The sequence below is a fragment of the Silvimonas soli genome (assembly GCF_030035605.1).
Classification (GTDB): Bacteria; Pseudomonadota; Gammaproteobacteria; order Burkholderiales; family Chitinibacteraceae; genus Silvimonas; species Silvimonas soli.
In genome coordinates this window covers 4,030,237-4,042,915 of the sequence record NZ_CP106736.1, presented here as the reverse complement: position 1 = coordinate 4,042,915, position 12,679 = coordinate 4,030,237, and the positions used below count along the sequence as shown (strand labels likewise).

The following is a 12,679-nucleotide window of genomic DNA, read 5'->3' as shown; positions in this document are numbered from 1 at the left end:
GGGTTAACCCGAGAGTGGTTTGATATCGCAGGAGGCCGCGACAAAGCCGCGCCCGAAGTGGCTGTAATCGTTGACCTTGGCTACGGTGTAACGTCGGCCCTGCCAGATGATTTCGTCCGCATCCAGACCAGTGTCGCCGTCGATGAGGCGCAGTTTGGTATGGATGATAATGTTGCCAACAATGCGAGAGCCTTCAGACAGCCTTGTGAGCACATCGCCCGTGTCCGAGGTAACCACCCCAAAAAAAGGCGTCTGTGCTTCGGTATTGGTCGCATAGCCATTATCATCAATGGTCTGTGTCTGCCGACAGCAAAGGATGTTCTTGTCACCGAACAGCGGATCAAGCAGCACCTCAGTAACATCAAGTTGTGCCATTACTTTTTCCTGATGACGTAGGTGATCGAATTGCGCAATTCGCCGGTGTTGATTAGGGGCTGGATACCCGCCGCCGCCTCAATATCGGACAAGCTCATACCTGCGGCCTGTGCCCCTGAGGCGATCATATCCATGTACTGCTTTTCACCCTTTCGCCGACTCGCCGTATTCCGTGAACGCCAGCGGTTGGCGATGGTGCCAGGCTTTAGCGGCGTATACGCTGAGTTGGTCATTACCGACTTGGCACTTTGAGCCGCACGTTCACCAGCTCGCGACATCGCTGACAATACCTTCTCTGAATTTCCGTTCAGCGCCGCGGTGGCAGCGGCACGGAAGTCATTGATGGTCTTGTCCTGGACATCACGAACGCCTGGCAGCAAAAAAGGCCGCGCGGGGATGTTTGAGGCTGGAGAGCCGTTCTCATGGATATAGCCAAGTTCGGCCTTGGTGACCGGCCTGCCATCCTCGCCAGCATGATCCCCTTCAGTGCCAGGGATGCCGACCAGCACATCCTGCCGTGCAAGCGAAGCGATCCCCTTGAGTACGGCAGCGACGTTGTCCTTGCGGATTTTGACGCTGACCATTGGATTACCTCAAAGTTGGATGCCGCCAGCGCCGAAGATCATCATGAGCTGGTAAAACTGAATGCCATAGCTGGACATGTTCCAGAAGCCAGCACCTTCGTAGGTAACGGCCTTGGTATCAAATCCGACGCTGACCTTGTCAACCGACTTGGATGAAGTGGCACCGGTCACTTGCCCCGGCACCGCCCCAATCTCTGCCGCCTGCTGGTCTTTCGCTGACACCACAAGGTGATGCGCGGTGAAAAGCTCTAGACCGAGGTTATAGGCATCGCCCCACCGGCATTCGTCCACGAACATCAGCGCTGCGGTCAGCCATAGCTGGACCAACGAGTCTGGATAGATTGTCTCGTCGCTGAATTCGGTGAAGTCTTCCCGAAACTGGGCGGTATCCATGATTAACCTTGTGGCTTGGCGGTGGTGTCAGCAGGCTTCTTTGCCTTGGCTACGGCATCAGGCAATGGCTCGGTGTGAGCCTTGGTATACCAGTGGTCGGCGACAAAGTCTTCAACATCCTGGATGCCGACGGCGAAAGGCTTTTTCACCAACTGGCCTTCTTCGACCACGGAAAGTGTAAAGGCCTTTGCAACATTGATGACTGACATGGTGTTCCCCTTAAATACCGTCGACGTAGCCGAGCGTTTCGCCGTAAACCACTTCGACGACACCCAGGCGACCAAAGTAGGTGGTCAGTTGTTGAATGCCACGGTATTCCAGCGGGGTACGTTGCAACGGCACCAGCGGGAAGCGCACACGCTTGGTGTCGTTGGTGTACGCCACCATGCGATCCTTGTTGGAAGCACCACGACCAGTCAGCCATTTCAGCGGCTGAATGTTCAAAGGCTTGCCATTGACCGCATTGGCAATCGAGTTTTCCTGCAGGAAGCGCAGGATTGAGATATTACCGGCCGAGCTGATCAGTGTGCTGACCAGATAGCTGTACTGGATTGGCGGCACGCGCAGTTCTTCCGGGCAAACAGCGAAAGCGGACGAAGCCCAGACCGACTCCAGCAGGGTATTCACATCCTGCAGAATCTGGTTCGGCGTGGTCGTGCCATTGTTCCAGTTGCCGTTGATGGCGTTCGTGGTGGCCACACTGCCGTTATTCACGAGGCCGGTAACGCCCAAGCCAGTGTCACCGATATAAACCTGCTCATCGATGTCCATCTGGTACTTGAGTTGCATGCCAGCAAACTTCTGCTGATCAACCGGGCGCCCGAGCTTCTGGGCGGATTCCAGTTCAGGCAATGTCCAGCCCAGCTCCATACCCCACAAGTTCAGGGGATTTGCAGTCTTGCCGATATCCAGTGCCATGCCAGCAATAGCGGTCGCATCCTTGCCGATCCAGCTTTTGCCATTAGGCGATGGGCCGCCAGCTGCGGCAAACGCCGAATTGGTGAAGGACGACAGTTCGTCAGCAATAGAAACGTCTTCACGCAGTTTGATATCGCGCGACCAGGTCACCGATGCCAAAGGCATGTGCAAGGTCTGGTCCAAGCGTTCCAGTTCGCCAACGAGGAAGGCACCGGCCGAGTCGATGGTACGACGGTCAAAAGTCAGCATTTACAGTGCCCCTTTAGATATTGAATGCGATTTCAACGTTGCCGGAGGCGTCTGCCGCGCTCATGAACGTTGCGCCAGTGATGGCGATGGTGTTGGTTGTATCGGATGCTGCCTCGATGCCGCCGATGGGTTTGCCTGCAGCCGCAGCGGCAACACGCACGTAAACCTGGCTTCCCAGCGATGCTGTACCGGCGTTGTTTTTCACGGTCATGTAGCCACGGCGCAAGATGTTGCAGACGCCGGAAGTAGGAGGCACGGCTGTACCCAGCGGATCGGAGGCATTGAGCCCGGTCGTTGGATACGGACGAACCAGCGCGCCATACACATTGGCGGCAGTGTCGCCAGCACCGATCGGATCGAACTTGCCCGACACGATCTTGCCGAACAGGCCGTAGCCAGGGAAAGCGGCGCCTGAATCATAAAAGCCAGATTCAATCGTGGCGCTCTGGCGGCGGCTGACATCCCCAGGGATGCCAGAATTCATGCGGTAAAGAATTGCATTGCTCATGGTTTCGGCATCCTTATTTGCGGTTTTGCCAGTACTGCGCGTTGGCTTCGTTGATCTTGGCTACGGTCGTTACACCACCAAAATCTGAGGTCTTGGCAGTGCTGCGCGTGGCGGTGTCGTTGTTGCGAGTCTTCATCAGCTCGGAGGCCCCAATGAAAACCGCATGCAAAGCATCGCCAGTCAGCTTGTCGAGCGCACGACCATTCAGAAATGGCGCAATTGCTGCCTTACCCGCGTCGGTGGTCATAGCCTGCTTCAACGCACGGCGTTGGTGTCGGGCAACAGCATCAGCAACCTTGACGCCATCAGTGGTCGGCGTGGCCAGACCCGGAGCCAGAATTTCAGCGCGGGATACCGTGTCACGCAGGGCATCACCGGTGTAGGTCTTACCGACATCAGCCTTGCGTGCAGTTTCGGCTTCGATCACGGTATCGGTAGTCATATCCGGGTCGTCTTCTTTGCCGTCATCGTCTTCCGACTCGGCACGCTCTTTCTTCAGTTCCTGGATATCCGCATCCATGGACTGGAGCTTGTCCATGATCTTCTTCAGCGCAGCATCGCCAGTCTTGCTCGATTCCTTGGCTTCACGCGCTTTGCGTTCTTCCTCAGTTTCGTCATCGGCATCTGCTGACTTCTGACCTTCCTTCAGGGCTTCTTCCATCCCTTCCGCATCACGCGAGCCGAATGCGGCCCAGATGCGGTCTTTCCAGCTAGGTTTAGCCATGTGTTTCGGTTCCTTGTCTTGAATTGCACAACGCGGGCCTGCGCGGCCACGCTCAACGAGCGCTACGTGATTGCCGACGATATTTCGCTGGTAACCCACACCGGGCGAATCTTGCTCATAGTCAGCTTCATAGCCGCACGAGACCTCGCGTAGTCCCGCGCGTACTGCGTTGATTGCTTCCTGGTCGGTAATGAGCAGGTCTGCAATCAGCAGATCGGTTTCTGCGCCAGTACCGCGGCGCACGTTCTGGGTCACCCCGACCGTGAGTTCTTTCCAGTTCTCGGGTGTGACGAAATCATCCGGGTGGTCAATCGTGACCGACTTGCCTTCGAAGCTCGCTACCGTCTCAGGACGGAAAACGTCGTCTTCCTGCCGATAGATGCGAACCTCGCCATTGGCTGAATCAACCGGCACCTCATCAGCGCCGTATAACTGAGTGCCGGTGCGGGCAATGGGCACGTCATGGCAAAGCAGAAACCCTTCAGGCGTGACCGACTGCTTGGGGCCAAGCTGCTCAACCGTGTAGATGCGAAGGCGGCCACTGGCGTCTTTTGTGATGCGTTGCATCGTTTCTTTCGCCCATGAAAAAACCCGCCGAAGCGGGTCTGTTTAATCGGGGATAATGGGTTCCGGGTAGCACCGGCAGTTGTAAATCTGGCCGGCATGCGTGCGGGTGCCATCGCTCAATAGAGGTGGATCAGCCCATGCAACAACCTTGCCATTCATTTCCTTGTGGGCGTGGCGAACATCGCCATCACCTGACGTGCGCCAGATGTAATGCGTACTGCCGACCTGTTCAGCCCTCGATTGCGTCAGTGTGCTGGCCGTTCGCGCCACTTCAGTACGGGCGATCAGCGTAGCCTTGCTCGCTGACACTTCGCCAGATCGTCGTATTTCCCTGGCAATCTCGGCAGCGCGGGTTGAGTCTTCCAAACCCTTCAACGTCAGATCATGTACGCGCCGAGCAGCATCAAGCGGAATCGACTTGATCAATGTCACCTGCTCGGCCAGTAATTCGCGCTGCAACTCACCTGTTTGCGTGTGCTTGAGTTCATAGCGCAGCGCTTTCGACATTTCCTCTGCATTGCGCGCCCACATAGCCACGTCTTGCTTGTTCACCGCTGCAAGCATGCTGGCACCAGTAAACGTAGCCCACTGGGTCAGCGCCTCACTGTAAGCGGTCAGCAATTGGGTAATTGGCGCAACCGATGCCGGATCACCCGCAGGAAACCCGTTGATAAGGTGCCCGATATGCTGGGCAACCTTGCGCAACTGGCCCGAATAAGCCTGTTCAATCTTCCGCGTTCTTACCGGATTGCTGCTCTTGCGCTTGCGATCCCTCGTTAGCTGGGTCATCTGTTTCCCCTGGCGGCGGCGGATCATTCTCGGCCTCCTCGATCTCCTCGTCTGAGATATTGGAGAAAATGCCGGTTGTTTCTGCCGACTGCCGTAACTCTTTCAGCGCAGTCGAGCGCGAGATGATTCCGGCATCTTCTGCGTTGATCACCGCATCGCTAACTGTCTTGGCGATGTTGGCTTTGTCGATATCCTTCAGCTGATACAGCGGCCGGAACTTGAATGTGGTGCCAGCAGGTAAAGGCTTACCAAGGCGTGATCGACTGACTACATCCAGCAACTTGGTCAGGCCAGTTCGGAGCTTTCGGTTCTGGCCGCGCTTGATCGTGTCTTGGTACGTCGCCAAGTCTGATTCGCCCGTGCTGTTCAGCCCGGCCGGAGACTGGCCAAACAACCGCACCAGCGGAATCTGCGTGGCGCCAGACAATTGCTGACCGAACTGCAACAGGACATCAGACAAGCCGCTGAAGGTGTACGAGTGCGCCTCGAATTCATCAGACTTATCCATCAGCGTCAGTCCTTCACTGGACTGATACTTGCGGATCATCTCGATCTGGGCGACCAGACCTTCCATGACCTTGCCGCCAGCAGCAATGATCTGCCGCAGGCCTTCCACTTTGTAGGTGCGCAGGTATGCCTTGTATACCAGCTGTGCAGCGCCCTCGGTCGTGCTATCGAAGGCAATGATCCGATCCCACAGCCCTTCAAGCACCGACACGCCCCACAGGTTCTCGCTGATCTTGCGCCAGTACGGCAGGTCTTCACCGTCGATGCGGATTACCCGCGAGTGGTGGATGCGTTGGCGCGCCAGAGCAAGTGAGTCGGCGACCACGTCATAAAAGCGTGGCAGCCCGAATCCATCGCCATACTGCTTGACGATGTCTTCAAGTGTTGGCTGAACCAACCAGCGATCAAGCACCATCAGGCCCTTGAATTGGCCCTCTGCAATGGTTTCGACGTTGAGCGGCTTGCTCATGTCCTGGCCGTCGATCAGCATCACGGCAATGGAGCCGCCGTAGAGCCGCGCCCATTTGATGTTGTCGCAGAGCGCATCCCACAATTGCAGGGTGTCGAACTCTTCGTAAATCATTTCCAGGTCGTCAGGCTCAAGCGACGACTTGATTTCAATGCCCTCGCGGGTCATGTCTTCAGCCACCACAGATACCGTGGTGCGCGCCACCCAGTTCGACTGAAACGCGCCTTCCAGCAACGTGCGGTTGCGGCTGATGTAGTCGAACGTGTAAGCGCTGCCGTCCTGCAGGCTGCCAGCGCCGTAGCCCGTACGGGCCATCAAGTTCTGGAAGCTGTCCCGCGACTGGAACTTGCCTTTGCTATCCTGGCTGCGGGCCGCTGCCTTCTGAATGCGTGCGGGTTTCCGTGCCATTAATGTGTTCCTGTTTAGCCAGCGAGTCGGGCCCACAAGCCAGCGCCGCCACGTGCCTGGATATAGCCATCCAAGGCGTAACGAATCGCATCCCAGCAGTGGTTGTGTTTGTCTACGATGATCGGCAGTACCTCATTGGTCTGCTTGTCGACCTTGTACGAATAAAGCCGGGCTTCATCAGCGGTGTGCTTGCAACGCTCATGAATGATGATTTCTTCAAAGCCGCGTAGATGCGTGATGCCATCTTCAACGCAGCCAGGCCATTTATCTGCGGCAGAAATTGAGAATCCCTGCCGGTGCATATAGCTGATCGTTTCCGGGCGGCTGTTATCGCCCTTGATAGGCCAGTCACGTGAACTGGGAACGCTGTCGTAAAGCTGGTGCATTTCATCCAGCTCAACACCCACGCCGTAGGCTTCATGCTCGATGTAAAGCTTGTTTTCGAGAATGAAACAGCGGATTAGCGTGCTCGGGTCTTGCGCGAAGCCAAAGTCAGCGCCAAAGAACAGACGTTCCGCCTTGATCCATAGGTCATCAGGAAATGCATCGACGCGATACCTGCCGGAGAAGATGACTGCCGCGCTGATCTTGCGTGGCTTGCCGAGCCAGATATGCTCATAGGCATCAAAGTCGACGCGCTTGCAGTACTCCATTTCCTTGCGGAGTACTTCCGGAAACCAGGGGTTGTCGCAGTAATTAACCTCGACCACCACCGAGTCATCTGGTGGATTCAGTACAAAGCGCTGGTAGGTGGGGTCGACTTCTTCTTTCGGGTTAAAGCTGATCCAGATTTCTGAACCTTCCTTGCGGATGGTCGGGATCAGTACCTCCCATGAATCAGCACTTACTGTCTGAGCTTCTTCCACCCAGCAAATATCGATGCCTTCCGTGGACTTCACGCCTTGCACGTCGTAGCGCAGGCCTTTGAAAATGAATTCAGAACCCGTCGTGCTTTTTATGCTGGTATCGGTGATCGTGAACCAAGGCAGCAGGCCGAGCGATTCGATCTGATCCTTCAACAACTTGTGGACTGAATCCTTGATGGTGTTCTGTACTTCACGCGCACAGAGAATGCGCAGTTTCTTGCAGGACGCCAGCAGTACCAAGGCGCGAGCTATCTCCCACGACTTGGCGCCACCACGGCCACCATGGAATACCTTGTAACGCTTCGGCTTGAATAACGGGGCAAACTTGGGGGCGAACTCAAGATTGATCGCCGCCATCCTCTTGCTTCCCGAACGTCACATTGAAGACTGGCGGGGCCAGTGGTTCACCGCCCGGCCCAGAGAGTTCCTGTTGAATCTTCTCGCCGTACTTCTTTGGCGCCATCTTCCCGGCCAGCCACTTACGCGCATCAACACGGAGTTTGCTGCGAGCGATCACATCGTAATTGGTGCGCTCTGCCCCGCTATCTTCATCCACGTAGCTGTCATTGATGCCGTCGTCAGCAATATCGATGATTTCGTCAGCCAGCGTGTCGGCCTGAACTTCTCGCGCGCGGGTGTATTGCTCGCGAAACGATTTGTTCTGGTTCAGCCACCGGTAAACAGTAGCTTGGTCGGGCGTGTCATCCGATTTGCAGATGCGGCGCAAACTCTCGCCACCCATCAAGCGCTCACAGATTCGCTCTGCCATCGCATTGGTGTATCGGGTGGGCCTTGCCATGTTTTCAATCCGTAGGGGTGTTGCTATCGCCCTGCGTTGGCGAGGACCGCATTGCGGGGAGGAGACCAACTTTCATTTAGTCGATAGCTGCGCAGGTTTTCCGGCACTCTGCGCTTGCCGTGCATCGTTGCAAGGTCTGCGGCAGGGCGTCAGCCTTTGAGTATCCCAGGGGACCGCAAATGAATTTGCCTTGTTATGGCATGACCAGAAACGCAAAAGCCCCAGCTGTTTAGGCCGGGGCTTTGCATTGAATTCGTTTGAAGCGCACCAATGCACGCTACAAAAAAGATGATAGTTTTACTCACGCATTTAAGCAAGTACTTTCTCGAGAAATCGGTGCGCGTTCGCAACAGTTGGCATCGTGATCAGGTCAAGAAGCTGCAGTTCGAGTACCGCAAGCGCGCTACGCAGATCACCATTCAATACTTTGCATGTTTCTGTCCAGCGCCGACTGGCCGTTTGCTGGCTAAAGCTGTATGCCGTGGCAATGTCGTCCTGGCTCATCTCCAGCCCACGATCCCCCGCCCAGCTCCGAGCAAGCATCCGGCGCAATGCCGTTGGCCAGCCCATTGGAAGCGATAACGCTGCCTCATTGATCGCAGCAACTTCGCAGGTGTAGTAGGCAACGATCACTGCGCGCTCGGCCTCAGGGAGCCCGGCAACCTTGTTCAGGATATTGACGGCGGTCATGATCTGATCGCCCTTTGATTCGTCCCCATAAGCCGATGCGCTTTGCTCCCCATATTTGGCCGTCTTCACGTTTACGGTCTGGCTCATCTGGAATGCCCAGCCTACGCACGCACGAATCGTTGAGAACTTCATTATTTCAATCTCCCTTGCATGGCCAGTCGTGTGAGGTGCTGTATCCGGCGTGCCTTCATGGGGCGCAGCCTTTTTAATCGTTCCTGATCGCGGCGCTCTTCGGCGCGTATGCGATCGATGTTTTCAGCTGGGTCGCGGCCGTAGTAGTAACTGGGCAATGTCACAAAGCACCTCGCTGGGAAATCCTCACTACGACGCAGCCATTGCTGACCACGCCAGCGCGCTCGATCACCAAGCGGTCGATCTGGCCGTCATCGCCCCATGCGCCGCCATGGGTCAGGCCATCGAGGAGCGCCTTGGTGAGATTGTCGAGATCACGCGTGCGCTTGTCTGGCGGGAATGCGGTGATTTCAACATTCAGGCGCCCCACTGCTGGCTTGATACGATTCACCAGGCATTCGGCCTGCACAGCGACCCGGTATGCACGCCCTTCCGCGCTGATCATGTGTCGCCCCGCCAGCTTCCCGCTGGTTGGATGGCGCCAGTATTTGTTCAGGCTTGGCGGCCATGGCAGCGTGATTGTGGTCAAAGCTCACCCTCCAGCCGGCCAATCACCATGGCTAGCAAATCCAGTTCGGTCAGTTGGTACCGCGTGTAGAACATGCGCGTGCCGAGGCCATGTATGCCAGATGCGCCCTGGTGGTGTTCGTGACAAAGCGGGATCACGAGGAAATCGCTGGCGCGCTGCGATAGGCCTTGATCGCTTCTGACATGATGGAGGTATGTATCGCCGTTTTGATGCTGCGCAAGCTCATGACAGAGAATGCAGCCCAGCGCGGCCACACGCGTTTTGTGCGATTTCTCGATAGATGCTGCCGTATGGCGCATTACCGCTGGCGGAACATCACCTGGACGCGGAACGGTCTTGCTGGGGCGCGCTGTACTCATCATGCAGCCCTCCTGCTTTCTGCCCATTGCTGGGCAATGCGAGACTCATCTCCCCACTTGACACCGCGCTCGCTACCGAAGGCCTGGGCCAGCTCAATCAGGTCAGCCATTTCGCGCACGGTCATCTTGCTAGTGGACTGGCCAAGCGCCACGAAGCCGCCGCCCTCAATGGACGGTACAACCCGCAGCTTTTGCAGTTGGGCGGTGAACATGTGCTTCCAGTCTTCTTTGCTCAGGCGCTGGCCATACCAGTCGACCTGCGTTGCGATGTCGGTCAGGACGGCCCACATCTTGGCGTTCTGATCCAGGTTGCGCGTCATTTCCTTGATCTCGACGACGAGTGGGCGATTGGCGTCCAGTTGCAAAGCGTGGATAGCGGCCAGAGCATTGAAACGTATGTCTTCGGTACGCAAGAAAAATCGATTCATGCTGCCTCCCGCCGCGTTGGCATGCGTTCAACCAACTCAGGCCACTGCCCCAGATCCTCACCAAACGCGATAAGCGCGTTGCAGGCCATCTGAATTTGCATCAGCGATTTCCCCTTTGGTTCTTTGGCGATGTCGTAGGCCCACTTACGCGGTCCACCTTGCGCGGTTTTGATGTTCAGCTCACCCACACGTTTGCTGGCTTCAGCGCGGTTAAATGTGGACGAGTTTTCGAGCAGGTTTACGTTCGGCGCCACAACCGGGATTGCCTTGCCCTGATCGACCACACTCTCGTTCCAGGCAAATTTCCAGCGGCCGGCCAAATCGCGGTACGGATAAATCAGCAAGTCGTTACCGATACGCTGTGCAGCCCAGAACAGCCGGTTTGAAGGCCACGACTCTTGCTGACGCTTCCGGCGCTTGCCCATCTCGCCCACGGCCTTGTGGAATAGCGCCTCAATGTCGTCTTCCTGGCGACACAGGTTGCGGAACTCTGGCAGGCTCGGCGGGAATTTCAGGTTCTTGCAGGTCGCAATGCCGACGGCAATCTCAGTGCCCTGCATATCGGCCAGGTCTTCAGCCCACGTACGCTTGGCGTTCTCGACGCCCAAGTCTTGCCCATTGGCACCAGCCTCGCCTACCCGCCACTTGTCCAGCCAGACGTTGCCGTACTGACCGTGCATCCGCTGGAAAAGGCGTTCAATCCAGGCCATTGGCAGGGGTTCAGATGCGGGTGAATTCGGCGTCGATAGCGTGTTCATTGTTTGCCCCTCCCTGCTGCATGGCATTTCCAAAAATGCTGCGGGCAGCAGCGCGGCGGTTGTCTTCACGAGCTTGGAATGCAGTGGACTTCGCCGATGGAGCAGCGCTAGTGCGGCCAAATTTCTTGGCGTTGCGCAGCCAGGTGTTCAGCGCGGAATTCCAGTCCTTCATCGTCGAGCCCTTGGCCCGGTGGTAGTCGACGAAGCCTGGAAACTCGGCCAGCAGGTTTACGCCAAGCTCGAGGGCAAGTGCCGAGTGGGATTCAGAGGGAGCAAAATCGGCTGGCAGTTGGTTTGCCCGTTTTTGCTTAGGCTTGGCTTCCGGACTTTCCGGCGTTGTTGCGGTAAAAGGGTTTTGTTCTTCTTTCTGTTGTAGTTGTCTATTGTGGGTCACCGATTCGGTACGTTTAGACGTACCGATTTGGTCCGTTCGTACCTCTGTTCGTACCGAATCGGTACGTTCGTACTTCCACTGAGAAGGATCGATAACCGGGGTCAGAAATACCCCCTGGACAGTGCGTCGACCACGAATAAGCATCCCAAGCGCTTCAAGCTGGGTCAGCGCTGCCCGTACGTGTGAATCCGCAATGCCGGTCATGGCCGATATCTGATTGGTGGCCAGGCAATCAGTATCCTTGCCGTAGCCCGCTGTCTTGCGCAGGATGGCGAGATACACACGCTCCTGACGCTGCGAGATGGGCGAGCACAACAGCGCGTCGTAGACGTCGTTGGGGATCGCCACGAAACCGTCCTGCATGCGTGGCCTCTGAATCGGTGAGGTAACCTGGGGCCGTCTCGACTCCAGATTGATAACTTGCGCGGCTTGTGCCATGATTTCCTTGATTTCCCGATGTGCTAAAGCCCCTACTCGACTGTCCGGTCTAAGGGGCTTTTTCTATTTGGATGTCAGACGCTGGTAACGCTCAGTCGCCAAGCGCAGTTCAAACTCGTAAAGCGGCGCCATCACCGTGCCGTGGTTCCATGCGTAGCTGAACTTCAGCCAGCACCATTCGCGGTATAGCCAGGCTTTAATGATCTGTGTCACAACTCCTCCCCCAGGCTTGCCAGATCGGCATCAAGCCAGTTCCGGGCCATGCGCTTTACCGCAATGAAGTCCGCGCGATCCACCGTCAATGCATCTGTTCGCACCAGCTTCAAACCGAGCGCTGAAACCAGACTTGCAATGCGTTGCAGGTCCTCGCCCTTCATGCGTGACAGGGTTGATTCGCTCACGCCCATGCGCGCTGACACTTCGACCTGACCGACCTCGGCAAGGCTGCGCAAGAGCTGGGCTTCTAACTTGCGTGTCGTTTCATCACTCTTCGGTAAAGATGCACTCATTGGATTTCTCCGGTCGCCGATGTGGCGGCGGGGGTTGTGGTTGTTGAGGTTGATTGTTTTTCCAGTTCCATCCTGTAAAGCTCGGGGAACTTCAGGAAAAGCGAGCCGAGACTGCTACCAGGGACGTCTCCGTCCTTGGGCCACTTCGCAACTGCGGCGGTCGATATCTGCAGCTCACGGGCAATCTTTGCCTGCGCGCCACGATCACCACCAAAGAATTTAATTACGGTTAGCGTCTTCATGGAGATATAGTAACCATGGTTAGCACTATATGCAAGCCACAGCT

The 12,679-nt window shown here is 56.5% G+C and carries 20 protein-coding genes; all 20 read right to left on the bottom strand.

The window, feature by feature from the left end; genetic code table 11:
- Positions 1-3: 3 nt before the first annotated feature.
- Positions 4-375, bottom strand: coding sequence for a hypothetical protein (locus tag N7220_RS18520; RefSeq protein WP_283149010.1), 372 nt, complete (start codon positions 373-375; stop codon positions 4-6).
- Positions 375-959, bottom strand: coding sequence for a hypothetical protein (locus tag N7220_RS18515; protein ID WP_283149009.1), 585 nt, complete (start codon positions 957-959; stop codon positions 375-377). The genes N7220_RS18520 and N7220_RS18515 overlap by 1 nt, the downstream gene beginning before the upstream one ends.
- Positions 960-968: 9 nt before the next feature.
- Positions 969-1,352, bottom strand: a complete 384-nt coding sequence (locus N7220_RS18510) for a DUF4054 domain-containing protein (protein WP_283149008.1) — start codon at positions 1,350-1,352, stop codon at positions 969-971.
- Positions 1,353-1,354: 2 nt separating this feature from the next.
- Positions 1,355-1,561, bottom strand: a complete 207-nt coding sequence (locus N7220_RS18505) for an STY1053 family phage-associated protein (protein ID WP_283149007.1) — start codon at positions 1,559-1,561, stop codon at positions 1,355-1,357.
- Between the two features lie 10 nt (positions 1,562-1,571).
- Positions 1,572-2,519, bottom strand: a complete 948-nt coding sequence (locus N7220_RS18500) for a DUF2184 domain-containing protein (protein ID WP_283149006.1) — start codon at positions 2,517-2,519, stop codon at positions 1,572-1,574.
- A 13-nt stretch (positions 2,520-2,532) separates the two neighbouring features.
- On the bottom strand, positions 2,533-3,027 hold the full coding sequence (locus N7220_RS18495; RefSeq protein WP_283149005.1) for a structural cement protein Gp24: 495 nt from the start codon (positions 3,025-3,027) through the stop codon (positions 2,533-2,535).
- 13 nt (positions 3,028-3,040) lie between these two features.
- Positions 3,041-4,318 (bottom strand): DUF2213 domain-containing protein, encoded by a 1,278-nt coding sequence (locus N7220_RS18490; RefSeq protein WP_283149004.1) that lies wholly within the window; start codon positions 4,316-4,318, stop codon positions 3,041-3,043.
- Positions 4,319-4,360: 42 nt separating this feature from the next.
- A complete protein-coding gene (locus N7220_RS18485) occupies positions 4,361-5,107 on the bottom strand; it encodes a phage head morphogenesis protein (protein ID WP_283149003.1) in 747 nt (248 codons plus the stop codon).
- Positions 5,043-6,491, bottom strand: a complete 1,449-nt coding sequence (locus N7220_RS18480; protein ID WP_283149002.1) for a DUF1073 domain-containing protein — start codon at positions 6,489-6,491, stop codon at positions 5,043-5,045. Before N7220_RS18480 ends, N7220_RS18485 begins: the two co-directional genes overlap by 65 nt.
- Positions 6,492-6,505: 14 nt before the next feature.
- Positions 6,506-7,714, bottom strand: coding sequence for a PBSX family phage terminase large subunit (locus N7220_RS18475; RefSeq protein WP_283149001.1), 1,209 nt, complete (start codon positions 7,712-7,714; stop codon positions 6,506-6,508).
- On the bottom strand, positions 7,695-8,156 hold the full coding sequence (locus N7220_RS18470; protein ID WP_283149000.1) for a terminase small subunit-like protein: 462 nt from the start codon (positions 8,154-8,156) through the stop codon (positions 7,695-7,697). The genes N7220_RS18475 and N7220_RS18470 overlap by 20 nt, the downstream gene beginning before the upstream one ends.
- 309 nt (positions 8,157-8,465) lie before the next feature.
- Positions 8,466-8,933, bottom strand: coding sequence for a hypothetical protein (locus N7220_RS18465; protein ID WP_283148999.1), 468 nt, complete (start codon positions 8,931-8,933; stop codon positions 8,466-8,468).
- Positions 8,934-9,138: 205 nt separating this feature from the next.
- Complete coding sequence (locus N7220_RS18460; RefSeq protein WP_283148998.1) at positions 9,139-9,507, bottom strand: RusA family crossover junction endodeoxyribonuclease; 369 nt, start codon at positions 9,505-9,507, stop codon at positions 9,139-9,141.
- Complete coding sequence (locus N7220_RS18455) at positions 9,504-9,869, bottom strand: Ref family recombination enhancement nuclease (RefSeq protein WP_283148997.1); 366 nt, start codon at positions 9,867-9,869, stop codon at positions 9,504-9,506. Before N7220_RS18455 ends, N7220_RS18460 begins: the two co-directional genes overlap by 4 nt.
- The gene (locus N7220_RS18450) at positions 9,866-10,294 is read right to left on the bottom strand and encodes a recombination protein NinB (protein ID WP_283148996.1); all 429 of its coding nucleotides are present in this window, start codon (positions 10,292-10,294) and stop codon (positions 9,866-9,868) included. The genes N7220_RS18455 and N7220_RS18450 overlap by 4 nt, the downstream gene beginning before the upstream one ends.
- Complete coding sequence (locus N7220_RS18445; protein ID WP_283148995.1) at positions 10,291-11,052, bottom strand: hypothetical protein; 762 nt, start codon at positions 11,050-11,052, stop codon at positions 10,291-10,293. Before N7220_RS18445 ends, N7220_RS18450 begins: the two co-directional genes overlap by 4 nt.
- Entirely contained in the window at positions 11,015-11,809 is a 795-nt protein-coding gene (locus N7220_RS18440) for a replication protein (RefSeq protein WP_283148994.1), read from the bottom strand. Before N7220_RS18440 ends, N7220_RS18445 begins: the two co-directional genes overlap by 38 nt.
- Before the next feature lie 138 nt (positions 11,810-11,947).
- Positions 11,948-12,097 carry a hypothetical protein gene (locus N7220_RS18435; RefSeq protein ID WP_283148993.1) on the bottom strand — a complete coding sequence of 50 codons (150 nt, stop codon included), beginning with the start codon at positions 12,095-12,097 and terminating at the stop codon, positions 11,948-11,950.
- Entirely contained in the window at positions 12,094-12,393 is a 300-nt protein-coding gene (locus N7220_RS18430; protein ID WP_283148992.1) for a CII family transcriptional regulator, read from the bottom strand. Before N7220_RS18430 ends, N7220_RS18435 begins: the two co-directional genes overlap by 4 nt.
- Positions 12,390-12,635 (bottom strand): hypothetical protein, encoded by a 246-nt coding sequence (locus tag N7220_RS18425; RefSeq protein WP_283148991.1) that lies wholly within the window; start codon positions 12,633-12,635, stop codon positions 12,390-12,392. Before N7220_RS18425 ends, N7220_RS18430 begins: the two co-directional genes overlap by 4 nt.
- Between the last annotated feature and the right edge of the window lie 44 nt (positions 12,636-12,679).

Coding starts and splice junctions, on each gene's coding strand:
- N7220_RS18425 (WP_283148991.1), bottom strand. CDS start 12,635: ATGAAGACGCTAACCGTAATTAAATTCTTTGGTGGTGATCGTGGCGCG.
- N7220_RS18445 (WP_283148995.1), bottom strand. CDS start 11,052: ATGAACACGCTATCGACGCCGAATTCACCCGCATCTGAACCCCTGCCA.
- N7220_RS18515 (WP_283149009.1), bottom strand. CDS start 959: ATGGTCAGCGTCAAAATCCGCAAGGACAACGTCGCTGCCGTACTCAAG.
- N7220_RS18510 (WP_283149008.1), bottom strand. CDS start 1,352: ATGGATACCGCCCAGTTTCGGGAAGACTTCACCGAATTCAGCGACGAG.
- N7220_RS18500 (WP_283149006.1), bottom strand. CDS start 2,519: ATGCTGACTTTTGACCGTCGTACCATCGACTCGGCCGGTGCCTTCCTC.
- N7220_RS18520 (WP_283149010.1), bottom strand. CDS start 375: ATGGCACAACTTGATGTTACTGAGGTGCTGCTTGATCCGCTGTTCGGT.
- N7220_RS18465 (WP_283148999.1), bottom strand. CDS start 8,933: ATGAGCCAGACCGTAAACGTGAAGACGGCCAAATATGGGGAGCAAAGC.
- N7220_RS18450 (WP_283148996.1), bottom strand. CDS start 10,294: ATGAATCGATTTTTCTTGCGTACCGAAGACATACGTTTCAATGCTCTG.
- N7220_RS18440 (WP_283148994.1), bottom strand. CDS start 11,809: ATGCAGGACGGTTTCGTGGCGATCCCCAACGACGTCTACGACGCGCTG.
- N7220_RS18490 (WP_283149004.1), bottom strand. CDS start 4,318: ATGCAACGCATCACAAAAGACGCCAGTGGCCGCCTTCGCATCTACACG.
- N7220_RS18495 (WP_283149005.1), bottom strand. CDS start 3,027: ATGAGCAATGCAATTCTTTACCGCATGAATTCTGGCATCCCTGGGGAT.
- N7220_RS18475 (WP_283149001.1), bottom strand. CDS start 7,714: ATGGCGGCGATCAATCTTGAGTTCGCCCCCAAGTTTGCCCCGTTATTC.
- N7220_RS18480 (WP_283149002.1), bottom strand. CDS start 6,491: ATGGCACGGAAACCCGCACGCATTCAGAAGGCAGCGGCCCGCAGCCAG.
- N7220_RS18455 (WP_283148997.1), bottom strand. CDS start 9,869: ATGATGAGTACAGCGCGCCCCAGCAAGACCGTTCCGCGTCCAGGTGAT.
- N7220_RS18485 (WP_283149003.1), bottom strand. CDS start 5,107: ATGACCCAGCTAACGAGGGATCGCAAGCGCAAGAGCAGCAATCCGGTA.
- N7220_RS18430 (WP_283148992.1), bottom strand. CDS start 12,393: ATGAGTGCATCTTTACCGAAGAGTGATGAAACGACACGCAAGTTAGAA.
- N7220_RS18505 (WP_283149007.1), bottom strand. CDS start 1,561: ATGTCAGTCATCAATGTTGCAAAGGCCTTTACACTTTCCGTGGTCGAA.
- N7220_RS18470 (WP_283149000.1), bottom strand. CDS start 8,156: ATGGCAAGGCCCACCCGATACACCAATGCGATGGCAGAGCGAATCTGT.